Raw genomic sequence first — 24,889 nt, forward strand, 5'->3', positions numbered from 1 at the left:
CCGGCCGTCGGCAATGTGCTCTTCCGGAAAGTGTTTCCGGATGCGCTCCCATTGCTCGTCCGTCAGCCGAATCATCTTTCCTTTATAGCCGATCGACGCTGATCTTCAATTTTGAGATAGGTTCTAGAGTTCTCGCTGCGTAAATCCCCTCGGCTGGGAGGAGCGACGGACCATGAAGGCCTCAAAATTTTCGGACGCCCAGAAGGCGTTCATCCTGAAACAGGGCAACGACGGGGTTGCGGTGGCGGAGATCTGCCGCAATGCCGGGATCAGCCAGTTCAAGATTTTCGTCCGGCTCCCAGCCGTGTCCAAGCACGAGCAGACCCTGCGAGTCGCTCGCCGCTCCGTGAATGTGCAGGATATTTTGATCCGGCACGTTGTAGAGGTGCTGCAAGGATCTGGTATAATTGAAGTTCAAGAAGAAGGCTGATGGATCAATCGGAAGTCGCAGGTTCTCAATTGGCGGAGCGTCTGGGATGCGCAGCTGCCGGATCCAATCTCCAAAGCGCTCGCAATGTCTTCGAGATCGCATCGACGACTTGCTCGATCTCATATTGGTAGTCGTGGTGATAGGCGTCGCTCCATTCTTCGGCACCATAAGGTACTAAGAAGTCGGATGCGTCCTCGATCAGCGTATCACTATCGAAGTGCGCAAGCCGCGCCTCGAATTCGGCCAAAACCGCCGCGTTGACGTCGAAATAGCGTTCCACGACCTGATACGTCGCATGGTCGACGGCCTTCAGGTATTCACCGAATGCCCTGCACGACGATTGAATTCCATGATGCAAATCGAACCCATTACCAATGATGTAAAGTGTTTCGCTCAAAGGTCATCTTTCTCAACAGCGTGCGGTGTCTACCCGGGACTTCGATCGATTCAGCTGCTCAAGCCGAACAGAGTGGATGCGCCAACACACATAGCCTCTTTGTTGTACGAGCATCATTCGACCGTTTACGCAACAAGAAGGCGATACATGCTAGCGCCGAAGAGACAATTCCACACAGCCTGCGTGCGTCAGGTGCGGTTCGAAATCGTGCCGGCCGACACTCTTCCCTTCCTAGTACGGGCCGGTCGCGGCGCATTTAGGAAACCTCACAGATGTACTACTGCTGCGCTGCGACTGTTGCGGTGAACTGAATCGACAGGCGAAACGGTCCGAGGCGCGGAAATACTTCGATCCTGACATCCTGAATTCCAGCACTACGCCCTTGAGGGGAAGGCCTTCCCCTACGCCCGAGCCCGTGGTCTCGGTCGACCCCTTCTGCGGAGAGGTCCCCGCAACGCCCCCTTAGAGTCAGAGTGCGGACCGGTTTCGAGGTGACGGGTTACAGGCTGGAGGAAAGGCCTTCAGCACCCGTCGCGGAGATCCGCAATGCCCAGAAAGACCACATCGGCCCGCGCCGGCTCGAACCGGGCGAACCTCTATGATGAAATCACCGATAAGATCATCGGCGAGCTGGAAGCCGGCCGCGTGCCCTGGGTCCAGCCTTGGGGAACGGCTGCGGCGACCGCGCCGCTCGCCATGCCGAAGAACGCCGCCACCGGCCGACAATATTCGGGGATCAACATCCTGATCCTCTGGGGTGCCGTCATCGCTCATGGCTATCCCGGCCAGAGCTGGCTTACGTTTCGCCAAGCGCTCTCGCTCGGAGGCAACGTGCGCAAGGGCGAGCACGGCACGACCGTCGTCTACGCCGACCGCTTCGTGCCGGGCGACGAGAGGAGGCGCGCACGTGAGACCGGCGAAGAAGCCGCTACGATCTCGTTCCTGAAACGGTTCACCGTCTTCAATGCGGCGCAGTGCGAGGGCCTGCCCGAGGACGTGGCGATCGTCGCGCCGCCGCCTCCGCCGGGCCTGATCGAGCCCCAAGTCGAGGCGCTGATCCAGGCCACCGGCATCGACTTTCGCATTGGCGGCAATCGCGCCTTCTACGCGCCGGAGGCAGACTTCGTCATGGTACCGCCGCCAGTTGCCTATTTCGAGCCGATCAACTGGCATCGGACAGCCCTGCATGAGCTCGGACATGCCACCGGCCATGCCTCCCGACTCGGCCGTGATCTTACCGGCAGTTTCGGCACCAAGAAGTATGCATTTGAGGAGCTGATCGCGGAAATGAACGCCGCTTTCTGCTGCGCCTCGCTCGGCATCGTGCCGACCGTCCGGCATGCCGATTACATCGGCTCCTGGCTCGAGGTGCTGCGCGAGGACAATCGCGCCGTTATCCGCGCCGCCTCCCAAGCGAGTAGGGCGGCCGACTGGATTCTTGGCTTCCTGCCAGCTGACGACCAGGCCCAGCCCGGCAAGGACAGGAGGGCGGCATGATCCTCATGACTCGCGAGATGCGCGAACGCCTACTCGCCAACGGCCGTGGGCCTGACACCGACCACGTCCCCGTCGTCAAATTCTTCAATCCGCTCGGTGCGGGAGTCTGGCTGCGACCGAGTTCGACTCCGACGGCGACACTCTGTTCGGCCTGGCTGATCTCGGCGAACCCGAACTGGGGTCGTTCAGCCTGGCAGAGATGACGGCCGTCCGTCTGCCGCTCGGCATGGGAATCGAGCGCGATCTTCTCTTCGAGGGCATGGTTCCGATCTCGGTCTGGGTCGAAGCCGCGCGGCGGACCGGCAGCATTCGGGTAGCAGAGCGCGTGCTCTACGCCGCGGCGCGAGCCAAACGGGAGAACAACTGACGCGCGTCTTCGCTGTGACTCAGTAAAGGCGCCGGAAAAGAGAGGGCGAGGGTTGCGCCGGCTTTCGCGGCGGGGTGGAGATCGAGAGAGAGGCTCTCGGTTGCCCGCCGCGGAGACCACACCAATGGCTACTGCCGTTCAAAAGATCACCCTATCGTCCTCGCGCGACATTCCCTTCAACAAGCTAGTGCTCAGCCAATCGAACGTCCAGCGCGTGAAGGCCGGCGTCTCCATCGAGGAGCTGGCTGAGGACATTGCCCGGCGTACTTTGCTCCAGAGCCTCAACGTCCGGCCGGTCCTAAACCCCGAGGGCACCGAGACCGGCATGTTCGAGATCCCGGCCGGCGGACGGCGCTACCGTGCGCTGGAGAGCGCGGTATCTCACCGCATGTCGCCATGATGGTTGCTCGCAGCGAGGGGGTCGATAGTTTTAGTGGTGACGGCGGAACGTCTTTTGGCAGCTATCAGGTTCACGTGACCCCGGGAGGCCGAGGCAAGGCCGTGGGCGATCAATTCAGGGCAGCGACGGGCCTTGATCCGTCTGACCCGGCGAACGAAAGGGCGACGATCAGATTTGCTCTCGACGACGTCAAAGCACATGGCTGGAGCGCCTACCACGGCGCCCGCCGTGTCGGCATCTCTGATTGGCGGGGTATCGAGCGCGGCGGCGGGTCAACCTCGACTACGGAAGTCAACATCACCGGGCCCATCACGATCAACGCTGGGTCGAACGCTGACGGCACAAAGGTCGCTCAGGAATTCCGCGCAGAGCTGCGGCGTCGCCAGTCGGAGGCAGCTCTCGCCAACTCAGGGGCGCAATGAGATTGCGCGCGGGCGTTGGATGCTCCTCGCCCGCGCCACATTCCTCGCGTCTGCATGGGCGAGGAGCGACGAGCCAGTGAGTGTCGCAAAAAAACCCGGCAGTCCGAGCCGTCACTCCTGGCGGTGACCGGGCCAGCACCAGCCCGCCGGCGCCGGATGTACGCGCCGGCGGGCTGCTTTCTTTTTCATTCCGCCGGAGCGCTGCGAAACCGCGATGAGCTGATCGGGACATTCATGGGGGCTTGCGGATTCGGAAGTATCGCAGTCCTGGCGACCCGCGCGCGCCGCTCACCGGTCATTGATCGCTACCGCCAACGGCAAGTAGCGAAGGGCGAGAAGGCGATAAATTACGCGACGCACCTCGCAAACTTCACGCTATCGCTCGTGGTCGCGGCGGCACAGCACCGTCACATCCAATAAGAGGCCCCGTCCGGCGAACCGGACGGGGCCCTCTCGTTTGACATCGCGCGGTACATCGGCCCCGCTCACCATGCGGTGCATCGGACCACCAGAAGGTGGAGCATCGGCCCGCTAACTGGGCGGTGCATCGGCCCGCTGACCGGCAACGAGATGAGCTGAGCATATTTGTGATTCGCGTGATGACGCCACGTTCCGAATCACTTTCCCCACTATCCACTGGTGCCTTGCAATCCTAATGCCGCCATCTGAACAAATATTTTTAATGCAGGTACTTCCGGGAGATAGCTGGATCTTAGGAGACAGCGGGGCGTAGGATTCTCACCTGATTCGAACCGTTCATCCACAGGTGGGCGAACCATGAGCTCGGATTTTGTAGGTGAGCCCGCAGCGCGGCAATTGCGTGAAATGTGCGAGCATAAGGTTTGTGGGTTTCTCGGTCCCGGCTGGAACGAAGCGTTCGCAGACTGGATCAGAAAATTCGGCATCGGTCGGGTTCAGGACGCCGTTCTGATGGCCTCTGTTCCTCGCTTTTCGGAGGATGGCGAGCGCCTGCCTCCCGACATTCGAGATGTCCCAAGGTACGCAGCCGTTGAGCGCGCCGACGATCGGGACCCGGGCATGCGAGACTGTTATCTGGTTCGCGGCCGCATGCGCTTGAAGTTCTACTGCGAAGAACACGACAGCGAAGTTTTGACGCTGTTGAGGAGAGCGTTGCACGCTGGGATATCAGCGTCGAGAATGCATGACGCCGTTGACGAGAACTACACGCTCGAGGACTGCTTTACCGCGATCGGCATCGATCGGTGAGGAATGAGTCGATCGCATTTGAGATCAGTTCCTCGAAAACAACATACGGGTTCGAGCTAATCTTCGTATTTTTGATGCTGCCCCTGATATCGAGCGTCATTTTCGTTTCAATCGCTGACGTGGTGATCTCTGAAGGATCGTTCTGACGGTGTACGGGACATCAAGTCAAGCTGCCGTATGGAAATGGTGGAAGTACCCGCAAACTGAGACCCAATTTTCCGTTCGCCTCGTTTGCGGTGCACTAGACTTTCCGAGCAGATCCATCGGGTTACGCGACCTGTTGCTCCGATGACATCCTGAATGCCGGAAGGCCGTTGAGGGGAAAGCCTTCCCCTGCGCCCGAGCCTGTGGTCTCGGCCGCCCCCTTCTGCGGGGAGAACCCCGCAACGCCCCCTTAGAGTGAGAGGGCGGACGGGCTTCGCCGCGACGGGTTGAAGAACGGAGGAGAGGCCTCCGGCGCCTGTCGTGGAGATGACATGACCCAAGTCGAAGTTTTGAGCGCCGGCCGCGATCGCGTGGGTGGCTACAAGGTGGACGTGACCCGCGGGACGCGCGTTGGCCGAGTATCGTCGGAGTGGTTCTCGAGGCCAGCGGACGAGCGCTATCTGTCGCTGTCGGACCTCTATGGCTCTGTGCGCGGACGGACCGAGCGAAGCCGGACCCGCACCGACGACGACCGCAACGAGTTCCTGCGCAAGCGCGGCTTCTCGAAAACCGAGACAGCGAAGATCATCGAAAGGGTGCTATCCGAGGAAGGGCGCAAGCCCGAGAGCGTGTTCGACTTCGTGCAAGGCATCACAGCGGTTGCGCGGGGCAAGACCCATCAGGACGCACGACTTGATCTGGAGGCGCGCGCGAAGAAGCTGCTCGAGCGCGCAGCCTGAAACCCGTAAAGCCGAAAGATGCGGAATGGCGTGTCTGGCGGCTTCGTGCCTTTCCGTTTCTCCTGATCGTCGGTTTGCGGCGCGGCCCTTGAGAGGAAGAGGGCGGCGCTGCGCTTCGTGACGGGTTGGAGGACCAAAGAGAGTCTTTGGGTCGCCCGTCGCGGAGTATCACCCATGGCTAACGTTCAGAAGATCACCCTGTCGTCCTCGCGCGACATTCCTTTCAATAAGCTGGTGCTGAGCCAGTCGAATGTCCGGCGCGTGAAGGCCGGCGTCTCCATCGAAGAGCTGGCGGAGGACATCGCCCGGCGCACCTTGCTCCAAAGCCTCAACGTCCGGCCGGTCCTCGACGCCGAGGGCGTCGAGACCGGCATGTTCGAGATTCCGGCCGGCGGACGGCGCTACCGTGCGCTGGAGCTGCTGGTGAAGCAGAAGCGCCTGGCCAAGACCGCGCCGGTGCCTTGTGTCGTACGCGATCCGGCAACCACCATTCTCGCCGAGGACGACTCGCTTGCGGAGAATATTCAGCGGGCGCCGCTGCATCCGCTCGACCAGTTCCGAGCGTTCCTGGCTTTGCGCGAGAAGGGGCAGTCCGAGGAGGACATCGCCGCTGCCTTCTTCACCTCCGTCAACGTTGTGAAGCAGCGCTTGCGCCTCGCCGCGGTCTCACCCGCGCTGCTCGACGTTTATGCCGACGATGGCGTGTCGCTCGAGCAGTTGATGGCTTTCACGGTCACCGCGGATCACAGCCGCCAGGAGCAGGTCTGGCAGGCGATCTCCGGCTCTTGGCAAAAGGAGCCCTATCAGATCCGCCGCATGTTGACGGAGAAGACCGTACGCGCCTCCGACAGGCGCGCCATATTTGTTGGCATCGACACCTACGAGGCCGCTGGCGGCGTGGTGCTACGCGACCTGTTCCAGTCCGACGATGGCGGCTGGCTCGAGGACGTCGGTCTGCTCGACTGTCTGGTCGCCGAGAAACTGAAGGCGGAGGCGGAAACGATCGCCGCCGAAGGCTGGAAGTGGATCGAGGTCGCGATCGACTTCCCTTACGGCCATACTCGTGGCTTGCGCGAGCTGGACGGCGTATCCGCCGATCTCACCGCCGAAGAGCAAGCAACCATCGAGGCGCTCGAGGCCGAATATGCAAGGCTCGAAGCTGAGCATGATGGCGCGGATGAGCTTCCCGATGAGGTTGACCAGCGCCTTGGCGAAATTGAGACGGCTCTCGGCGTCTTCAACGATCGACCCGTCATCTATCAGCCGGCCGACATCGCCCGCGCGGGCGCGTTCGTCGGCATAGACGCCGAAGGCACGCTCTTGATTGATCGCGGCTACGTCCGACCCGAGGACGAAGTGCCCGTGTCCGAACCAGAGCAGGCCAGGAGCAGCGAACCCGATGCCGCGGCCCTGGACGGCGCCGACCCATCAGCGCCCGTTATCCAGCGCGCCGTCATCACCATCGGCGAGCAGGTTGCGGAGCCCGAGGACGAGGATGACGATGCGGTGAAGCCGCTGCCGGACCGTCTTCTGACCGAGCTCACGGCGGAGCGGACGCTGGCGCTGCGCGACAAGCTGGCGATCACGCCTTCGGTCGCTTTCCAGGCGGTGCTGCACAAATTTTGCCTGGACGTGTTCTCCCGCTATTCCTCCTTTGGTTCGGCGATGGAGGTCTCCGTGCGCAGCGCGAGTTTCCCGGTGCAGGCGCAAGGGTTAAAGGACACGCCGGCGGCCAAGGCGATCGACGCGCGCCACAAGACGTGGGAGGAGCGCCTGCCGAAGGACAAAGCCGGTCTCTGGGACTGGCTCACCGGGTTGACCGGCGACGAGCAGGCGGCGCTCTTTGCGCACTGCGCCTCATTCGGCGTCAACGCGCTCTACGAGAAGGGTGACCGCTACGGCGGTGGCGTCACGCCGCACGCCGTCGAGCAGCGGATCGCGGATGCCGATCGCATCGCCCTCGCCGTCGACCTCGATATGGTCGCGTCCGGTTGGCGCCCGACCGTCGAGAACTATCTCGGCCGGGTGCCAAAGCGCCGCATCCTGGAGGCCGTGCGCGAGGGTGCCGGCGAGCGGGCCGCGCAGCTTATCGACCATCTGAAGAAGGGCGACATGGCCAAGGAGGCCGAACGGCTCCTGGCCGAGAGCGGCTGGCTGCCCGAGCCCCTGCGAATGGCCGACGCCGACCAGGTGGCGACCGTCGACGCCCCGGAGTCCGAGGGCGAGGCGCTGCCGGAATTCCTCGCCGGCGACGACGAGGAAACTCCAGCCGATCAGGCGGACGAGCCGCACATGGTCGCCGCCGAGTAGAAACACTGGGCTGGGGCGACGACTTTCGCCCCAGCCCTTATCTTATGCGCTACGAGCCACCCTCGGCTGCACCCGCAAGCCGTCGATCCAGATCGCGATCCTGCCGGCGGCGACGAGGCCGGAGGTTTCCGCCACGAACCGCCGTACCGCCCCAGTGCTGCTGACTTCGAAGCGATGTCGATAGCCCTGGGCTACGGCGCGATCGGTAAAGCCTTTCAAAGCAGCCAACCCTGCCGCTTCCTGGATCTCGAACTGAACCCTCCAGCGCGTGCGCCGCGGCCGAACATCATCGAGCACTTCGACGCTGATACGGTGCTTGCTCCCGCTGCGAACGGTGACCGGTTCGATCTTCTTGGTGGGAAACTTCAGAATCTGAGCCATCAAATCCTCCTTCATTGCGTGAAGCGGTTCGATGGTCTTGTCGGGACTCGTGAACCGCATGCCGAGACCCGCGCCCTGCGCAAACGCGCGGGAGCAGGTCAGCGGCAGCCTGTTGACCAAGCCGTTCAGCTCTTGAGGCTCGCGCCACAAGCGGTTCTTGCTGCGCGAGCGCGCAGCGACCCTGACGCAGCGAAGATAATGTGCTGCCCGCAGCGTTTCAAGGCATCGGGCAGAGAGTGAGAGCCGGGCCGGGAGGGGTTTGAGCCGGTCCGGTCCGAGAGAGCGCTGCCGGCTCGCTCCTTCTCGCTCTCCTTCAGGCTCCCCCTCATGAACCACCTTTTCTCGACTGCGGCCGACGATGCCGCCCTGATCTCGCCTGCTCGCGCCGCCGAGGGCGCCAGCGCCGTCATCGCTGCTGCGCGTGAGCTTCTCCCTCATCTTGAGCATGGTCGACGTGTCGACGCCGCAATCCTCCGCGCCGCCATGGAAGGGGCCTTCGGTGCATCCGATGCGACGGGCGCGTGGGATTGGAAGATGGCCCATGACGCTTGTGAGGTCGCCACCGTCCTGTTCCTGCGCAAATACGGAAAGGCGCTGTTCCGCAAAGCCGATTCTGCGGCTTCACGACTTTCCGCCTTGGACAAGATCGCGAGGCTGCTGCCGACTCAGACGCGCCGCTCTGCCGAGAGCGAGACTTTCCAGCAATTCTCGACCCCAATTCCGCTTGGCTTGGCTGCGCTGACCGCGGCCGCCATTACGCCGGCGGATCGCGTGCTGGAGCCGTCCGCAGGCACCGGGCTGCTCGCCATCCTCGCCGAAATCGCCGGCAGCGGGCTCGTGCTGAACGAACTGGCCGACAGCCGGGCCATGTTGCTCTCTTCCCTCTTTCCGGCCATTTCCGTCACGCGCTTCGACGCCGCCCAGATCGACGATCACCTCGATCCCACGGTGGTCCCGAGTGTCGTGCTGATGAACCCGCCGTTCTCGGCGATGGCGAACGTCTCCGGCCGCATGGCCGACACTGCGTACCGGCACATCGCCTCGGCGCTGGCGCGGCTCGCCGATGGTGGCCGGCTGGTCACGATCACTGGCGCAAACTTCTCACCCGAAGCCTCAGCCTGGCGCGATGCCTTCGCCCGATTGCAGGAACGAGGCCGCGTGGTGTTCACTGCCGCCATCGCCGGCGCGGTCTATGCCAAGCACGGCACCACGATCGAAACGCGCCTCACCGTCATCGACAAGGCGCCGGCCGATGACGCGCACGCTTTCCCGGAGTCGCCGGGAATAGCGCCCGATGTTGCGACGCTGCTCCGCTGGATCGGCGAGCACGTTCCACCTCGCCTGATCGTCGCATCAACCGCCACACTTCCCATGTCAGCCTCGCCAGTACCTCGCACGGTGCGCGGCTATCTGGGGCGGTCCGCCGCGCAGTTGGCCAAGGCGTCGGTCGCCGATCCCGAGGCCGTCGACCTCGCCTATGAGACATTCGATTGGACGCCGCCCGAGGAGGCGCGCCTCAGCGACGCCATTTACGAGGAATACCGGCTGCAATCGATCCGGATCCACGGCGCGCAGGCGCATCCGACCAAGTTGGTGCAGTCGGCCGCGATGGCCTCGGTCGCGCCGCCGAAGCCGAGCTATCGGCCGCGCCTGCCGGCCAACCTTGTCAGTGACGGTCTCCTGTCCGACGCCCAACTTGAGACGGTCATCTATGCCGGGGAGGCGCATGGCAACCACCTCGCCGGCGCCTGGACGGTTGACGAGACCTTCGACCTCGTCACGGCCGCCCGAGACGACGCACCGAACGCCGTCCGTTTCCGTCGCGGCTTCATGCTCGGCGACGGGACCGGCGCCGGCAAGGGCCGCCAGTCCGCCGGCATCATTCTTGACAACTGGTTGCAGGGCCGGCGCAAGGCGGTCTGGATCTCGAAATCCGACAAGCTGCTCGAGGACGCGCAGCGCGACTGGTCGGCGCTCGGCATGGAGCGTCTGTCGGTCACGCCGCTCTCGCGGTTCCCTCAGGGGCGCGACATCCGCTTGGCCGAAGGTATCCTATTTTTAACCTACGCTACGCTGCGGTCCGACGACCGCGGCGAGAAGCTTTCGCGCGTCCGGCAGATCGTTCAATGGTTGGGCTCCGACTTCGACGGCGTCATCATTTTCGACGAGAGCCATGCCATGCAGAATGCCGGTGGCGGCAAGGGCGAGCGTGGCGATGTCGCGCCCTCACAGCAGGGGCGTGCCGGCTTGCGCCTTCAGCATGCGCTGCCCAATGCCCGGGTCGTCTATGTCTCGGCGACCGGCGCCACCACGGTCCACAATCTCGCCTACGCCCAGCGGCTCGGTCTGTGGGGTGGCGAGGATTTTCCGTTCGCCACGCGCGCCGAGTTCGTCGAGGCGATCGAGGAGGGCGGCGTCGCGGCGATGGAGGTGCTCTCCCGCGACCTTCGCTCGCTCGGCCTCTATACCGCCCGCTCGCTTTCCTACGACGGCGTAGAATACGAGCTCGTCGAGCACCAGCTCACCGACGAGCAGCGCCGCATCTATGACGCGTATGCCGGCGCGTTCGCCATCATCCACAATCACCTCGACGCGGCGATGCAGGCCGCCAACATCACCGGCGAGACCGGCACGCTCAACCGTCAGGCGAAGTCGGCCGCGCGCTCGGCCTTCGAATCGGCCAAGCAGCGTTTCTTCGGCCATCTGCTCACCAGCATGAAGACGCCGACCCTGGTCCGCTCGATCGAGCGGGATCTGGCCGAGGGCCATGCTGCCGTCGTCCAGATCGTGTCGACCGGCGAGGCGCTGATGGAGCGGCGGCTCGCCGAAATCCCACCTGAGGAATGGAATGACGTGCGCGTGGACATCACGCCGCGCGAGTACGTGCTGGATTACCTCGCCCATTCCTTCCCAGTGCAGCTCTATGAGCCCTTCACTGACGGCGACGGCAATCTCTCGTCCCGGCCTGTCTTCCGTGATGGCCAGCCGGTCGAGAGCCGCGAGGCGGTTGCCCGCCGCAATGAGCTGATCGAACGACTCGCTTCGCTCCCGCCCGTTCCCGGCGCGCTCGACCGGATCGTGCAGCGTTTTGGCACGGACCTCGTGGCCGAAGTGACGGGACGTTCGCGGCGCGTGGTGCGCAAGGGGGCCCGCCTTGCCGTCGAGAACCGTTCGGCCTCCGCCAATCTCGCAGAGACCGCCGCCTTCATGGATGACGCAAAGCGCGTGCTTATCTTCTCGGAGGCTGGCGGCACCGGCCGCAGCTACCACGCCGAACTCTCGGCGCGGAATCGCCGGCTCCGCGTCCATTATTTGCTCGAGCCGGGCTGGAAGGCCGATGCCGCGATCCAGGGTCTCGGTCGAACGAACCGCACCAACCAGGCGCAACCACCGCTGTTCCGCCCCATTGCGACCGACGTCAAGGCGGAGAAGCGCTTCCTCTCGACCATTGCGCGCCGGCTCGACACGCTGGGCGCGATAACGCGCGGCCAGCGCCAGACTGGCGGCCAGGGCCTGTTCCGGCCCGAGGACAATCTTGAGAGCCACTACGCCCGCGATGCGCTGCGCCAGCTCTACCTGCTGCTCGTGCGCGGCAAGGTTGAAGGCTGCTCGCTCCAAACCTTCGAGGACGCCACGGGCCTGAAGCTCGTGGACGAGAATGGCATCAAGGACGAGCTGCCGCCGATCACGACGTTCCTGAACCGGCTGCTCGCGCTGACCATCGACCTGCAAGGTTTGCTGTTCACGGCCTTTGAGCAATTGCTGAACGCCAAGGTCGAGGGCGCCATCGCCAGCGGCGTCCACGACATCGGCCTGGAGACCCTGCAGGCTGACAGCTTCGTCGTCACCGATCGGCACCCGATCTATACGCATCCCGCGACCGGCGCGGAAACCCGGCTGCTCACGATCACCGAACGCCGGCGCAATCACCCCATGACGCTGGATCAAGCGCTCGATTATCTCGCCGATCCTCAGGCGGTGCTGCTGCTCAACGCGCGCTCGGGGCGTGCCGCGGTGCAGATTCCGGCGCCGAGCTTCATGCTCGATGACGGCGAGATCGAACGCCGCGTTCGCTTAGTCCGCCCCATGGAGCACCATCATGTTTCGATGAAGATGATGGACGAGAGCCACTGGCAGCCTGCGGAGCGCGAGACGTTCGCAGCAGCATGGAACAGCGAAGTCGTCGAGGTCCCCGAGTTCGCTGAGAGCACCCTCCACATCGTCGCTGGCTTGCTGTTGCCGATTTGGAAGCGCCTTCCGAATGAATCGACCCGGGTCTATCGACTCCAGACCGACGATGGCGAACGCATCATCGGTCGCAGGGTCTCGCCAGCCTGGGCGGCGAATGCGTGTGCGACCAGCGCCGCCAACTTGACCCCACACGAGGCTTTCTCGGCGCTGATGGAGGGGCGCGCCGTCCTCGACCTCGCCGAGGATCTCCAGCTCCGTCGTGTCCGCGTAATGGGCGCCCATCGGATCGAACTGGCGGGCTTCACCGATGCGATGCGTGACCGGCTGCGCGCCTACGGCCTCTTCAGCGAGATCATCTCGTGGAAGCTGCGCATGTTCGTGCCGACCAATGAGACTGGTGCCGCGGTGCTGGCAAAGGTGCTCGACCATTATCCGGTCGCGCGCGTCAGTGAGCGGGAAGCCGCCTGATGGCCCGCGACAACGCGTCCGAACTGGCTCGCCGTCTCGCGCGTGAGGCCGAGGCAGTGTGCCGCCATTACCTGTCCAAAGGAAGACGCCAAGGCCGCTACTGGACGGTGGGCGACGTCCGCAATACGCCCGGGCGGTCGATGTTCGTCCGGCTCAGCGGACCGGACTCCGGTCCTGGCGCGGCCGGGCATTGGCGAGATGCCGCCTCGGCCGAACATGGCGATCTCCTTGACGTCATCCGCGAAAGCTGCGGTCTCACCAGGTTTCGCGATGTCGCCAATGAGGCACGACGCTTTCTGAGTCTGCCGCGTCCAGAACCGGAGCCCGAGCCAAATCGCCTCCGGTCGCGAACATCCCCCGTACCGCTCGGATCGCCGGAGGCGGCGCGGCGGCTGCTTAGCATGTCGCGGTCGATCGCAGGCACACTCGCAGAAGCGTATCTTCGCAATCGCGGCATTACGGCTTTGCACGAAACCGGAAGTCTGCGTTTTCACCCACGTTGCTACTACCGGCCCGACGACCACAGCCCGACCGAGACCTGGCCGGCGATGATCGCCGCCGTCACCGACCTCTCAGGCCATCTGACCGGCGCGCATCGCACCTGGCTCGACCCCGGTGGTTTCAGCGAGAGGACGCTCGGCAAGGCGCGGATCGACACGCCGAAACGGGCGATGGGCGACCTGCTTGGTCACGCCGTTCGATTTGGCGTAGCCGGCGAAGTCATGGCGGCCGGCGAGGGCATCGAGACGATGCTGTCGCTCCGCAGCGTCCTGCCGACCATGCCGATGGTCGCAGCCCTCTCGGCGGCGCATCTCTCCGCCATCCTCTTTCCGGACACGCTCCGCCGGCTCTATATCGCCCGCGACGACGATCCTGCAGGTAGCGGCGCCATGGCGACCTTGATCGATCGGGCGCAGGAGGCCGGGATCGAAGCAATCGTGATCTCGCCGCGCCTTGGCGACTTCAACGAGGATCTCCGCCTGCTCGGATTTGATGCCCTTCGGGCCGCGAGCCGCGTGCAGATCGCGGCACAGGACGTCGCGCGCTTCATGGAGCTGGCGGCATAGCCGGAACGGGGAGGGCGACGCGGCCGCTTCGTCTGCGCGAGATCCGTGATCATGCTTCCTCCCAGCGCCGGAGAGGACCGCCCCACGGCCTTCTGAGAGGGCGATCGGGCGGCAAGCGGCCCGGACCGGCAACCTTGTGGGCCGACTATTTTCCGTCGGCGGCAGGGCCGCCTTTACATCGCGAGGCAAAATAGTCGGCTCCCTTCGGTCCTCCGCTCCGCTTCGGCCCTTCGCTTCGCTGCGGGTGCAAGTCCGTTCCGCCTGCCGCCTTCGTCGCCATGAAGGCCGCGATGGGCGCGGTCGATCCGGCGAGGAAAGCCGCAATGACCACCGACCACGACAACGACTTCGAGCCACACCACAACTCATCCCCAACCGATCACGTCCTCCAGGAACTCCAGCTCTACGGCTACCGTCCCTTCCACGATGAGCCCGATCCGCGGCCGCTTCCCGAAGCACAGATCCTTTCCGGCAGCATCTCCGCTATCTTCGACGCTCTCGTGGTGGCGCTGTCTGACACCCGCCTCGAACCTGACCTCGAAGACCTGCTCTGGTCGATGGTAAACGTCTTCCATCGTGCGATCGACAGGATCGAGCGCGAGCTCGACGATAACGAGCTGGCCCAGCAGCGCTCGCAGCGGGAGCAGGACGGCAGCGAAATCAAATCCGTCGAGCTGGAGCGTCTGACGGCGGAAGGGAAGACATTGATCGAGCGACGCAACGCCTTCGAGCTGATGCGCGACCAGGCCGCCGACGAGTTCGAACGCCACACTCATTCCGCCTGGCGGCCGCGCAACGGATCAAAGGTCAACCACCGCAATCTGACCTCCGCGATGATCGACAGCCGCGATTTCCTCGCCGCGAAGAAGCGCGCCGACAATCAGGTGCTCCTGCCACCCGGCCCGAAAGTCGCGCTGACTGGTGGTCTCGACTTCAACGATCATCGTTTGATCTGGGCCAAGCTTGACCAGGTGCACGCCAAGCATGCCGACATGGTGCTGCTGCACGGCGGATCGCCCAAGGGTGCCGAGTTGATCGCTGCCAAATGGGCCGACAACCGCAAGGTCTCGCAGATCGCTTTCAAGCCCGACTGGACGAAGTATGCCAAGGCGGCTCCGTTCAAACGCAACGATGCTATGCTGGAGACGCTGCCGATCGGCGTGATGCACTTCCCCGGCACCGGGATCCAGGACAATCTCGCCGACAAGGCCAAGAAGCTAGGCATCGCGGTCTGGAAATTCGGCGGCGCGTGAGCGCTGCCGCAAATTGCGTCCGGCTCGCTCAATGCCGCTGATTGTGAAACGGGCCGCGGACCCGACGCGCTGGCCGCAGCCTGGCACCAGGTCCGCTCAGATCTTCGTTCAGATCACAATTTTGATTAAGGCTCCCACTCTCGTCCCCGCGCGCGGCATTGATCACCTCTCTGACCTCGAGGGCGGTGTTGGCGGTTGTCCATCCTTGCAAGCCGGAGGTCTGCCGTACCTCCTCATCACTCGCGGCAAGGATTTCCTCGCTCAGCGCTTGGAGCAGGCGGGCCAGATCGCCAGTCGGATGCCAGCGTGTCATCACTTGCTCCAGTTCCGTTGATCGCGCAGCAGAGCGCGTCGCATCCGCCGTCGCGTCGTGTCGTAGTCGAGCTCGGATATATCGTGGATCTTGCAGATCTCCCTGGCCGCCAGGCCATCAGCCATGCCGGCGATGATCTTCAGCGCCAGCGGATCGGCTTTGAACAGCCGATAGATGTTGGCCAACATCTGTGCGGCGGCCAAGACCCGCTCCGGATCGGGCACCTCATCGCCCTCATCATCGGGGAAACTTCTCTGGTCCGGATCATCGCGGCTCACAAGTAGCCTTTGCTCGAGCCGCGCACGCCGCCAATGGTCGTTGCAGATGCTGCGCATGACACCCGACAGAAACGCCAAAATGGGAACGTCGGGTGGCCAGGGGCGCGAGCCATCGAGGACGCGTGCGATCGCCTCGTGGAGGATGTCGCTCCAGCCGAGGCCTCCCGGCAAGTCGCGGCTCCACGACCGCGCCAGAGCTTTTAGCCGCACGAGTTCGAGATCGGACAATGCGTCGATCGCGGCTGCGGCATCGCCCGCGCGGCCGCCCGCATCATCTGCCTTGGGAGCTATCGTTAATCTTTCCATGGTCACACCAATATGCGCTTCACCGGGCCCAGTGCGGACATCGGATGAGAATATTTTTTGACGTGTCTGCGCTGGCGGACATCAGACGCATCGTCTGTATCGTAACAGGAAAGCTTTCATGGACGATACGATGGCAGCTGCGCGCCGCTGGTATGCAGAAGATTTGCGATTCAAGGTCCCCGTCCTGCGTAACCCCCAGCTGATCGAGGCATTCGCGTCTGTTCCACGCGAGAAATTTGTCGGTCCCGGACCGTGGCGCATCATCTCGGAGCCGTACAGCGATGCATTCCTGACCCCCGATACCGACCTGCGCTGGCTCTATCATGACGTTCTCGTGACGATCGATGCGAGCCGCAACCTTAACAATGGGATGCCCAGCTTCTGGGCGCGCAACTTTGAGCATCTCGACATTGCGCGCGGCGAGCGCGTGCTCCAGGTTGGTGCCGGAACCGGATACTATTCGGCGGTGTTGGCCGAGATTGTCGGGTCCACTGGTCGCGTGACAGCAGTTGAAACCGACCCGATGCTGGCCTCGCAGGCCCGAGCGAACCTCGTGAACTGGCCGCAGGTCGATGTCATCTCAGGCGACGGCCGGACGGTAGACGTTGGTGAACTTGACGTCATCATCGTCTTCGCCGGATCGACCCATCCATCCCGCCTTTGGCTCGATCGCCTGGCCGAAGGCGGCCGGCTTCTGGTGCCGCTGAGCGACGAATCTTGGAAGGGCTTTCTTCTTCGCGTAGTCCGGCGTCGAAGACGGTTCGAGGCCGCTTCGATTGGTGCCGTCTCAATTTATCCATGCATAGGTGGCCGCGACGAGGAGGCGGGAAAACGTCTGCATGCCGCGCTCGAAGGCCTGCCGTCTGGCAAGGTTCCGATTCGCGCGCTGCACGTCGGCGATCCAAGCTCTAACGATACAGAAAAAGTCTGGTTTCAAGCAGCAGGGTTTTGGCTGGAACGCGAGCCCGCCGGCGCGGATGTTGCCGCTTCGAAATGATGGGCTGATTCGATCACCTCGAAAATTAGACCGGCTGCCTCCAGAACCGAGTGCTGTAATTGTTAAGCCCTCGGGTATGCGAATCGACCGTCGCCTGAAATGTCTGCGGAATCTTGTCGCCGTCGCCGCCTTCTCTGAAATAATCCCTAACCGAATAGAGCGCTCCTCTCATCAGGTGCTGCCATGTTTCATACAGCTCGATCTGCCGATCCTGCTCCCGCCTGGCGGCGCTAGGCTTTCGCTTGGGAGTAGGCATCGTATAGTTGGGACGTAGATCTACGTCATGGATGAATGTTATGCTGCCGGACGTCCACTCGTCATCGACCGTCCGCCGCCACCGATAGCTCACTCTGACACTCAGGCGCTTATCGCAGCGGTAAGGCGGCACGATCTGATCATCGACGTAAAAGAGCTGGCCCTCCTTTTGTTCCTCTTCCATTCGTTGCTTCATGGCCTCGACCGCGTAGGACAAATCAGTGCCCGCGCGTCGGAGGGTGTTTTCTGTTTCCGCGCGCTTTCGCGGTGCCTTGGCCTCGCGGTGTTTCGTCAAGGCCCGTTCAAAATAAAGAAATTGCTTTGCAACGTAGGGTCCGCAATTCGCGAGAGGAAGACGGTGCAGATCACCCAATTGCTCCTCGCGGACCGCTTGCCCGATAAGCCTGTTCAACTCACTGTTATCGATCGCCGCGAGGGCATTTTGTTGATCGCGAGGGATATTGATCTCTCCCATGCCGGGCATCCTCGTTTTTTGTTGAGGCTTGAGTGATCGTGACGACCTCAGGCCTGCAGAAGTAGGTGGGAAGTCAGCTACCGTAAGAATCGCAATTCCTGAATCATATCAGGACAAGTCTCATGAATCCTACCGCGGCAATCGCTGATGTTCGGAGGCCGGGGGGCGGCTCCAACGCTTACTGTCTATCGAGTATCTGCACCGCGATCGCGAGCGCTTTCTTCACCAGAGGCAGGTCGCGTCCTGTGAACTCCACCATGCAAACCTCCTCAACTGCACATCAATCCACAATCCATTCTAATCGATCCGCCACCGCACTTTGACGGCGACGACGTTCCAACCGAGAGCCGCGCAGTCCCGGCAACCGGACTCCTGTTTGGCGGAAACCTCCCCGCTGCCTCGGCGCTGATCCTTGATCCGGCCGCAGGCCTGACGCCATCAACCCGCAAGGGGTCGGCTTACGCTGAAGCGTGCCGCCGCTTCGTCTTCGCCTGCGCGGTGATTGCGGCCCACGCCCGGATTCATCGGGCGCCTGTCGCGCGGGGATGGTCCCCGCCTCAGAACAGGAGCCGGACCGATGTCTCAAAGCCTTGCCTGCGCCAACGCATGGAACCTCGCCACCACCCTCATGGTCTGCGTCGTTATCTTCCGCACCGGCATGGGCGGATACGGCGTCATGCACGCCACCGAATACGACGGCGATCCGGCCGCCGTGATTTACGAATTCGATCCGTTCCAATGACGAAGGGGCGGTTCAGATCGCTGGCCGGTGAGCGGAGGTCCTTTCGGATTTCCGCTCACCGTCGCCGCCGTTTTTGGCTATGCTGTCGATTGCGCCGTGGTGGTGGTGGTGGAAGGCGCGACCGTCAGACCTTTATCTCACGGAGACCACCACCATGATCATCTTTGGACCACTGCTTGTCCTCGTTGGCATCGGCTTCTTCTGCTGGTTGCTGTTCACGCTCGCTGTTTTTGCACTGCCTTTCTTCGTTGGCCTGATGATCGGCACCTGGGCCTTCGACGCCGGCGCCGGAGTGCTCGGCGGCGCTGCAGCAGGGCTCTTGGCGGGCGGTGTGACCATTGGCGTTGGCCAACTCGCGCTCGCCTTCGTGTCATGGACTTGGCTTAGACTCTTGATCATCCTCCTCTATGTCGCGCCCGCCACCGTCGCTGGTTACAGCGCGACACATGGAATTGCCCAGATGGCGATGTCGTCACCCGCCTGGCAGACGGTTTTCGCGGCCGTCGGGGCCGTTGCCGTCAGCATTACCGCCTTGGTTCGCTTCACCGGAATGGCCGCAGACGGACCAGCAAGACAGCGCTTGGCACGGGGCTGACCTCAGTACTGGGAGGGGCCCGGCAGGACCTAACTAGGCGGGTTATTACTACGGCTTCGGAGCACTACCGGCCATCGATGTGGACGCGGACACGATCAGCATCATGGGACGTTCCAGTTCTTCGGCCAATTGCGGCATCTGCTGAATCTGCTCGCGTGTCGGGGCAAACTCCTCGACCCGCCGAATTTGAAAGCCCGCGCCGATCAGCGTGTTCAGGGTAGTGCCAAGCGTCCTGTGGTATTTCAGAACGCCCTTGGCGAACCAGTCCGTCCGACGTTCACCCTCGACGGAATATCGATTGACCGGCCAGGTTTTGCGGCCCTCCTCATCGGAAATCCAGTGCGGATGTGCCGCCGCCATGAAGATCGGATGCTCAATCGTAAAGACGAAATGCCCGTCAGGAACGAGCGTTTTGCGGATCACATGTACGAGGCGGCCAAAATCCTGAACATAGTGAAAGGCCAGTGCGCTGTAGGCGAGGTCGAAAGCGGCCCCAGGGAGGTCCAGTGTGTCGAGATCGGCGATGCGATACTCGATGGCGGTGTCCGCTGTGTCCGCCCTGGCACGCTCGATCATGTTTTGCGACAGATCCAGACCCAGAACCGAGGCCGCGCCCTGCTCGCGCATCCAGCGCGAGGCCCAGCCGAAGCCACATCCCAGATCGACCACACGTTTCCCGTCCAGATCGGGCAGCATGGCCCGGATCGCGGGCCATTCAGGAGCGCCGTCCAGTCCATGCACCTGCCGGGGCAACTGGCTGTAGCCAGCGAAGAAATCGGGACTGTCGTAGATATTCTGCGCCATGTGTGCCTGCTATTCGGCTTTTCGCTCTGCGCTGCTCCGGATGATTATTACGCATCCAAGTCGAATTGTCGCAGTGGGCTGCGCCATTTGACGAGCCTATCCAGTCAAGCTGCTTCTGGCGCCGGAAACGAAAAACCCCGGCATGAAAGCCGGGGCTCCCGTGATGCCGCGACGTACATCCGGCCGCGACAACCAGGCGGCAGTTAGCACGGGGTTTTCGAAGAAAATGTGACCTTCGCCTCGTCGTTCTTGAACGCCGGCCGATTTCAGCGTGCTCGTTCATTTCATCAAGTCGGGCACTCTATTTCCTCTGTCCAAGACCTGCGACCGCGCGAGACAACGGATCCCTTCAAGCTACTATTCGCGCGGAGACTTGCGACCGGATCGTTGATTGATTTAGATATGAACGTGTTTTTCCTTTTTGGAGCAAATGACGTGGCGTTAGGTACTGTTAAGTGGTTCAACCCGACGAAAGGCTATGGATTCATTGCGCCGGATGATGGTGGCAAAGATGTTTTCGTGCACATCTCGGCGGTAGAGAAGGCCGGCTATACCTCGCTTGTTGAAGGCGCGAAGGTCAGCTACGAGCTGGTGACGAACCGCAGCGGCAAACAAGCCGCAGAAAATCTCCGCCTAGGATAAGGCGCAGCTCGACGTCCTGGCATACTTTGAGCTAGCCTGAATCTCGTGGTTTTGAGACCTTTGGAAGATATCCCAGTTGGCGCTCGAGGGCGGCCAAAGTCGAGCGGGCTGAATCCAAACGTGCGGTCGCCTCAGTTAGGTTGGCCCACGCTTCGTTCTGCCGCGAGACAGCTGCCGAGCCGATCTTAATGCTATTCTTAAAACACCGCGTGTCTTGGCTGCGTAAGGCGCGCCCCAATTCAGGCAGTATCCTGGTCAGCGCTCGATGCGCGGAACGTTCTTTTCGCTCCAGCCGGCCGACCACGGCGAAGGCCTCACGATAGTTCCATATCGCTTCGATGGCTCTGTTTTCAAGATCGCTTTTGTCGCTCATCCGGTTCTCTTCTCATTCGAGCTCTTAGCGGGCGTCGTCCTGCACGATATCCTGCTTTCGGGCCGCGCGGCTAATCGTTACCGCTGCCGGATCGGAAGGCCTGGCGAGAGCTGACATCGATCCCATTGTAACTGACCGGATCAGGCATCCAGCGTGCTCGCGATTCTTGTCTTTGAGCTACACTCAGCGAAGCCTGAGCATCGAGACACGACCGATCATCGCAGAGTGGCAGTTTCGTGGCAGTCGTTGTGCGGCATCGACCAAACGGCGACGGATCACAACTACGGCCGACCGCTCTCGTGAACGGGGCGTGTGCTGCCGACGCGGCGATTGCGGAAGCGGAGATCCGTCCGTCTCCACTACAGAGAGCTAAGCAGCATTGGATTCGTTGGGCCAGCTCTCTCGGTGGGCTCCCAAATCGACACGTTCTCCTTGATGTCAGCTCTGTTTGGATCGAGCGCACCAACGGCCTCTTCGATGGATGGATCTGGCCGAAGGACGGCTGAAGCCTCGACCGCCTATGGCGCAACAGCGGCGTCACAACTTTCTTCCCCTGCCGGCTTCGCCGCCATTCCTCGCGAAACAAGAAAGTTCCTCCTGTGCTGTCCAGCCCCTTCGGGGTGCGCCGTCGATCGCCTCCGGCCTGTCGATCACCATCGAGGCCGCAAGGTGCGGGCTCGAAAACAGAGATCAAGGAGAACTACCATGGCGACCATCGGCACCTTCAAGAAGACCGGCAACAACGAATTCAACGGCGAGATCGTCACTCTGTCGCTCCAGGCGAGGAACGTCCGCATCGTCCCCGAAACCAGTCGCTCGGGCGACAACGCCCCCAGCCACCGGATCTATGTCGGTCGTGTGGAGATCGGGGCCGCCTGGTCCAAGCGCTCCAACGAGGGCCGCGACTATCTCGGCCTCAAGCTCGACGATCCTAGCTTCACCGCACCGATCTTTGCCAACCTCTTCGCCGATGAAGAGGGCGAGGGCTTCAGCCTGATCTGGTCTCGCCCCAACCGTCGGAACGGCGACTGATCCGGCCCGCGATGCCCCGCCCGGCTGGCCCGGGCGGGGCATCGCCACGCTGAGGAAGCGCGAAGGCACCTCGTTTGCCGTGACGGCGCAAGCGGGAAGGGCGTAACCGATGCCGATCAGCGGCCGCGTACCGATTTGATTGGACGTCTTTGGTTGGCCTCGATCACGCTCTCGACGATGTCTTCCCAGTCCGGACAAATGGCGACGAGACGATCCAGCACTGTGGGATCCCGTTCGATCTGACCGAGCGCCTGAGCGCGCCATTGATCGTTGAAGCTAATGCTCATCAGTCCCAGGCATTCGACAACCGAACTGTCGGGGAGCAGGTGCTCCATCGTTGCCGTCACTATGCCGGTCCATTGTTGGATCAGATGCCACGGCTCCGCCTCGCCCCGCGCCTCCAACTTCTCTCCGAGCAGGCCAATCAGCGCAAAGAACCGCGTTGGCCAAGGTTGCGGCCTGAGTTCCGTGACCAGAGCATCCACTGTCTCGCGAATGTCGGCTGGCAAGTGCTCGTACAGAGTCATGAGGCCTACTCCATCTCCCCCAGCATGCCAGTCCGTTTCTGAACCAGGCATGCGTTTTGGAGACAGATCAGATTTACGTAAAGCCGCCTATCAACTTATGCGTGAGGCAATGCGGAGTTGATTCACGACGTGCCGGTGTTGCGACGGAGCACAAAATTGTCGCGTCATCGAGCCCGATGAGAATGAACCGTCGTTCGCTTGACGAGATCGGTTGCTTCGACGTCGAGCGCCTCCGCGATTCGGCCGAGCACGGTCACGCTGGCCGACACATCGGCGCGTTCAATTGCGCCGACGTAACGGACGCTTAGTCCAGCGCCATCGGCCAACTCTTCCTGCGTCATTTTCTTCACATGACGTATCCGACGCAGATTGACCGCCATGACCTCCTTGAGATCCATGGCAACAAGGGAACTCACATCGGAACGATCGTTCCAGGAACGATCGTTCCGATTCGTACCGAGCCGTGCTATTCATATCGTCTGGCTCGGGCCTGGTGTGCCGCTTCCGGGGAGCGCCGCGATGCGGTCTGCGCATCACGGCACAATTCGCGTGTGACGATTTCCCAGCTTGCAAAGTCCTGGAGCTTAGATGAATTCTAATCGCTGCATCGATGCTGAGGGGCAATTGCAATGAACGAAGCGCCATTCCAGGACCGGCCGCCAATAACCGAGCGCGTCAACGCCTATGACGAGAAACATCTTGCTATCTACGTTCGGTTGTTGATGGCCGAAGAGGAGGGCGCCGACTGGCGCGAGGTGGTCAGCGTGATCTTCGGCCTCGACCCCACGCGCGAACCAGATCGTGCCAAAAATGTCCATGATAGCCATCTCGCTCGCGCGCGATGGATGGTGGAAGCAGGATATCAGGACCTTTTGGAACCGCGGATGCAGTGATTTGCGCCCCAATCACGCAAATTGCGATCTCGCGTGATGCAACCTCCGGGTCTAGTCTCTTGTAGCGTCTTTAGGGATCGTGGTGCGGGGCACAGAACAAAAAGACGAGAAGACAGACCATGCCGACCCAGTATTGGCGCTCGCCGGAGACCATCGAACGCCTGAATCGTCTTGAACGCCCGGGTTTTGCCCTCGAATTCCTTCGTCGCAATGCCGACTACCGCCGCGACTTCGCCCGCACTGAGCGCCAGATCGCGCGCGGCGAATCCGATCCCAACACCATCCGAACGATTTTCGCACGTCGATGGAGGTTGCGGTGTTGCCCATGACCCCGTCTCTCCGGTTGGGCCCGAGGCAGCCATTTGGCTTCCCGAGGCATCACCGGGAACTTTGATCCTGGAGCCAGCGCCGCCGGGCTTCGATATTCCCCGTTCGATTGATCGCAGCGCTTTTGGGCAGTCGCTCCTCGAGCAGCCCGATGCTGATGGTCGCGAGTTGGTGATCGCCGACGGCTCGGGCGAGTTGCATGTCCGCTTGCGCGACGAGCAGGCCGCGCTCAGGCCTGCCGTGCTTCTGCCGCTCGACAGCATGGGCGAACTGCGGGCCGACGTGGTGCTACACTTCGCGCGCCGCCTTGCTGGCCAGCGCTCCGGTCTTCTGCCGGCGGCGCTGCGGCTGACGTCGTTCCAGAAACGGCGATTGATTCAGCTACTGCACGCCTTCGACGTCCACGACCTGGGCGGCGGCCCGCGAGACGTGGCAGCGAAGGTGCTCGCCTCCGACCACGCTCAGCGCCGCTCGGTCGAGTGGAAGGATTCGCATGCCCGCCGCAAGGCGAACCGGCTCATTCATGATTCGATCGCCCTGGTCGAGCGCGGTTATCTGAAACTTCTACGCGGCCTCTGAGCGCCCATCGATCCCTAAAGCCATCCGCCCCGATGTTTAATCCGCGCCTCGTGGCAACGCCCGGCTTCGCCTGGTTGCGACGATGGGGGGACACAAACGTACGTCAATTTTCGTCCACCCCCAACGCCTGAACTCTCCGCCACTGTGGCCCGGACATGCCGCGACTTGGCCGCGGCGCTTCGAGGCAAGACGGAGATCTCCCATGCTCGATAGGCCTGCGCAACTCGCCACCCGCTACGTACGCACCCCCGAGGCCGCGCGCCTCCTCGGCATCTCGCCGCGCACGCTCGAGAAATATCGCTGCCATGGCAATGGCCCGACCTTTCGCAAGCTCGGCGGCCGCGTCGTTTACGCCATCGGCGATCTCGAAGCCTGGGCCGATCATGCCGCCTGCAGTTCAACGTCGGATCCTCGCTATCTCGAGGCCCGCGCCGCCGGCAACGCGCATCGCTAAGGC

At 62.6% G+C, this 24,889-nt stretch carries 25 protein-coding genes and 5 pseudogenes; 20 read left to right on the plus strand and 10 right to left on the minus strand.

The annotated features are described in order from the left end of the window. Window positions 1-172: 172 nt before the first annotated feature. A pseudogene (locus I6F21_RS35160) lies at window positions 173-277 on the plus strand (transposase); the annotation flags it as partial. Between the two features lie 72 nt (window positions 278-349). Here the strand turns inward: I6F21_RS35160 and I6F21_RS38745 are convergent. Continuing rightward, window positions 350-553: pseudogene (locus I6F21_RS38745) on the minus strand (AbiH family protein); the annotation flags it as partial. After that, entirely contained in the window at window positions 456-827 is a 372-nt protein-coding gene (locus I6F21_RS35165; protein ID WP_249787602.1) for an AbiH family protein, read from the minus strand. The pseudogene I6F21_RS38745 and the gene I6F21_RS35165, both read right to left, overlap by 98 nt. Window positions 828-1,373: 546 nt before the next feature. Here I6F21_RS35165 and I6F21_RS35170 point away from each other — a divergent pair. The 7 genes and pseudogenes from I6F21_RS35170 (at window position 1,374) to I6F21_RS35200 (ending at window position 7,934) form a co-directional block, all read left to right on the plus strand. Continuing rightward, complete coding sequence (locus I6F21_RS35170) at window positions 1,374-2,324, plus strand: zincin-like metallopeptidase domain-containing protein (protein WP_225184143.1); 951 nt, start codon at window positions 1,374-1,376, stop codon at window positions 2,322-2,324. Then, window positions 2,321-2,691, plus strand: a pseudogene (locus I6F21_RS35175) (DUF2958 domain-containing protein). Before I6F21_RS35170 ends, I6F21_RS35175 begins: the two are co-directional and overlap by 4 nt. A gap of 124 nt (window positions 2,692-2,815) precedes the next feature. Next, a pseudogene (locus tag I6F21_RS35180) lies at window positions 2,816-3,061 on the plus strand (ParB N-terminal domain-containing protein); the annotation flags it as partial. Window positions 3,062-3,087: 26 nt separating this feature from the next. After that, a complete protein-coding gene (locus I6F21_RS35185; RefSeq protein WP_225184144.1) occupies window positions 3,088-3,513 on the plus strand; it encodes a hypothetical protein in 426 nt (141 codons plus the stop codon). 777 nt (window positions 3,514-4,290) lie between these two features. Beyond that, window positions 4,291-4,740, plus strand: coding sequence for a hypothetical protein (locus tag I6F21_RS35190; protein ID WP_225184145.1), 450 nt, complete (start codon window positions 4,291-4,293; stop codon window positions 4,738-4,740). A 662-nt stretch (window positions 4,741-5,402) separates the two neighbouring features. Continuing rightward, window positions 5,403-5,624 (plus strand): annotated as a pseudogene (locus I6F21_RS35195) (DUF932 domain-containing protein); the annotation flags it as partial. Window positions 5,625-5,798: 174 nt separating this feature from the next. Next, the gene (locus I6F21_RS35200; protein ID WP_225184146.1) at window positions 5,799-7,934 is read left to right on the plus strand and encodes a ParB N-terminal domain-containing protein; all 2,136 of its coding nucleotides are present in this window, start codon (window positions 5,799-5,801) and stop codon (window positions 7,932-7,934) included. A 42-nt stretch (window positions 7,935-7,976) separates the two neighbouring features. Here I6F21_RS35200 and I6F21_RS35205 read toward each other — a convergent pair whose 3' ends face one another. Further along, window positions 7,977-8,762, minus strand: coding sequence for a hypothetical protein (locus I6F21_RS35205; RefSeq protein ID WP_225184179.1), 786 nt, complete (start codon window positions 8,760-8,762; stop codon window positions 7,977-7,979). On the opposite strand from I6F21_RS35205, the gene I6F21_RS35210 reads away from it, so the two are divergent. The 3 genes from I6F21_RS35210 to I6F21_RS35220 all read left to right on the plus strand — a co-directional run bounded on the left by I6F21_RS35210 (window position 8,643) and on the right by I6F21_RS35220 (window position 15,294). Next, entirely contained in the window at window positions 8,643-12,974 is a 4,332-nt protein-coding gene (locus I6F21_RS35210; protein ID WP_225184147.1) for a strawberry notch family protein, read from the plus strand. The genes I6F21_RS35205 and I6F21_RS35210 overlap by 120 nt on opposite strands. Further along, window positions 12,974-14,041, plus strand: coding sequence for a toprim domain-containing protein (locus I6F21_RS35215; protein ID WP_225184148.1), 1,068 nt, complete (start codon window positions 12,974-12,976; stop codon window positions 14,039-14,041). Before I6F21_RS35210 ends, I6F21_RS35215 begins: the two co-directional genes overlap by 1 nt. 323 nt (window positions 14,042-14,364) lie before the next feature. Further along, window positions 14,365-15,294, plus strand: coding sequence for a DUF2493 domain-containing protein (locus I6F21_RS35220; RefSeq protein ID WP_225184149.1), 930 nt, complete (start codon window positions 14,365-14,367; stop codon window positions 15,292-15,294). 28 nt (window positions 15,295-15,322) lie between these two features. Here the strand turns inward: I6F21_RS35220 and I6F21_RS35225 are convergent, their stop codons facing one another. Both I6F21_RS35225 and I6F21_RS35230 read right to left on the minus strand, forming a co-directional pair. Further along, on the minus strand, window positions 15,323-15,607 hold the full coding sequence (locus I6F21_RS35225) for a hypothetical protein (RefSeq protein WP_225184150.1): 285 nt from the start codon (window positions 15,605-15,607) through the stop codon (window positions 15,323-15,325). Next, complete coding sequence (locus tag I6F21_RS35230; protein ID WP_225184178.1) at window positions 15,607-16,191, minus strand: hypothetical protein; 585 nt, start codon at window positions 16,189-16,191, stop codon at window positions 15,607-15,609. The genes I6F21_RS35225 and I6F21_RS35230 overlap by 1 nt, the downstream gene beginning before the upstream one ends. Before the next feature lie 118 nt (window positions 16,192-16,309). On the opposite strand from I6F21_RS35230, the gene I6F21_RS35235 reads away from it, so the two are divergent. Continuing rightward, window positions 16,310-17,188 (plus strand): methyltransferase domain-containing protein, encoded by an 879-nt coding sequence (locus tag I6F21_RS35235; protein WP_225184151.1) that lies wholly within the window; start codon window positions 16,310-16,312, stop codon window positions 17,186-17,188. A 25-nt stretch (window positions 17,189-17,213) separates the two neighbouring features. Here I6F21_RS35235 and I6F21_RS35240 read toward each other — a convergent pair whose 3' ends face one another. Further along, window positions 17,214-17,918 (minus strand): hypothetical protein, encoded by a 705-nt coding sequence (locus tag I6F21_RS35240; protein ID WP_225184152.1) that lies wholly within the window; start codon window positions 17,916-17,918, stop codon window positions 17,214-17,216. 577 nt (window positions 17,919-18,495) lie between these two features. Between I6F21_RS35240 and I6F21_RS35245 the strand changes: the two genes are divergently transcribed. Together I6F21_RS35245 and I6F21_RS35250 are read left to right on the plus strand one after the other, a co-directional pair. Next, window positions 18,496-18,660 (plus strand): hypothetical protein, encoded by a 165-nt coding sequence (locus I6F21_RS35245; protein WP_225184153.1) that lies wholly within the window; start codon window positions 18,496-18,498, stop codon window positions 18,658-18,660. A gap of 154 nt (window positions 18,661-18,814) precedes the next feature. Then, window positions 18,815-19,255 (plus strand): hypothetical protein, encoded by a 441-nt coding sequence (locus I6F21_RS35250; protein WP_225184154.1) that lies wholly within the window; start codon window positions 18,815-18,817, stop codon window positions 19,253-19,255. A gap of 48 nt (window positions 19,256-19,303) precedes the next feature. Here the strand turns inward: I6F21_RS35250 and I6F21_RS35255 are convergent, their stop codons facing one another. Beyond that, window positions 19,304-20,059 (minus strand): class I SAM-dependent methyltransferase, encoded by a 756-nt coding sequence (locus tag I6F21_RS35255; RefSeq protein WP_225184155.1) that lies wholly within the window; start codon window positions 20,057-20,059, stop codon window positions 19,304-19,306. A 435-nt stretch (window positions 20,060-20,494) separates the two neighbouring features. Between I6F21_RS35255 and I6F21_RS35260 the strand changes: the two genes are divergently transcribed. Next, window positions 20,495-20,701 carry a cold-shock protein gene (locus I6F21_RS35260; protein WP_164940908.1) on the plus strand — a complete coding sequence of 69 codons (207 nt, stop codon included), beginning with the start codon at window positions 20,495-20,497 and terminating at the stop codon, window positions 20,699-20,701. 31 nt (window positions 20,702-20,732) lie between these two features. Here the strand turns inward: I6F21_RS35260 and I6F21_RS35265 are convergent, their stop codons facing one another. Continuing rightward, window positions 20,733-21,074, minus strand: coding sequence for a hypothetical protein (locus I6F21_RS35265; RefSeq protein ID WP_225184156.1), 342 nt, complete (start codon window positions 21,072-21,074; stop codon window positions 20,733-20,735). 705 nt (window positions 21,075-21,779) lie between these two features. Here I6F21_RS35265 and I6F21_RS35270 point away from each other — a divergent pair. After that, entirely contained in the window at window positions 21,780-22,106 is a 327-nt protein-coding gene (locus I6F21_RS35270; RefSeq protein ID WP_011084751.1) for a DUF736 domain-containing protein, read from the plus strand. Between the two features lie 116 nt (window positions 22,107-22,222). On the opposite strand, the gene I6F21_RS35275 is transcribed toward I6F21_RS35270, so the two are convergent. Beyond that, window positions 22,223-22,633: a hypothetical protein gene (locus I6F21_RS35275; protein ID WP_225184157.1), complete on the minus strand. Its 411-nt coding sequence runs from the start codon at window positions 22,631-22,633 to the stop codon at window positions 22,223-22,225. A gap of 164 nt (window positions 22,634-22,797) precedes the next feature. Next, window positions 22,798-23,031 (minus strand): helix-turn-helix transcriptional regulator, encoded by a 234-nt coding sequence (locus I6F21_RS35280; RefSeq protein ID WP_225184158.1) that lies wholly within the window; start codon window positions 23,029-23,031, stop codon window positions 22,798-22,800. A gap of 231 nt (window positions 23,032-23,262) precedes the next feature. Here I6F21_RS35280 and I6F21_RS35285 point away from each other — a divergent pair, with 231 nt between their 5' ends. The 4 genes from I6F21_RS35285 to I6F21_RS35300 all read left to right on the plus strand — a co-directional run bounded on the left by I6F21_RS35285 (window position 23,263) and on the right by I6F21_RS35300 (window position 24,886). Further along, a complete protein-coding gene (locus I6F21_RS35285; protein ID WP_225184159.1) occupies window positions 23,263-23,526 on the plus strand; it encodes a DUF2285 domain-containing protein in 264 nt (87 codons plus the stop codon). A 119-nt stretch (window positions 23,527-23,645) separates the two neighbouring features. Continuing rightward, window positions 23,646-23,855 (plus strand): DUF6499 domain-containing protein, encoded by a 210-nt coding sequence (locus I6F21_RS35290; protein WP_225184160.1) that lies wholly within the window; start codon window positions 23,646-23,648, stop codon window positions 23,853-23,855. Between the two features lie 61 nt (window positions 23,856-23,916). After that, window positions 23,917-24,432, plus strand: coding sequence for a DUF2285 domain-containing protein (locus I6F21_RS35295; protein ID WP_225184161.1), 516 nt, complete (start codon window positions 23,917-23,919; stop codon window positions 24,430-24,432). Window positions 24,433-24,634: 202 nt separating this feature from the next. Further along, window positions 24,635-24,886 (plus strand): helix-turn-helix domain-containing protein, encoded by a 252-nt coding sequence (locus I6F21_RS35300; RefSeq protein ID WP_225184162.1) that lies wholly within the window; start codon window positions 24,635-24,637, stop codon window positions 24,884-24,886. Window positions 24,887-24,889 lie beyond the last annotated feature (3 nt).

Origin of the sequence: Bradyrhizobium sp. NBAIM03, from assembly GCF_020194055.1 — a bacterium.
GTDB classification, from domain to species: domain Bacteria; phylum Pseudomonadota; class Alphaproteobacteria; order Rhizobiales; family Xanthobacteraceae; genus Bradyrhizobium; species Bradyrhizobium yuanmingense.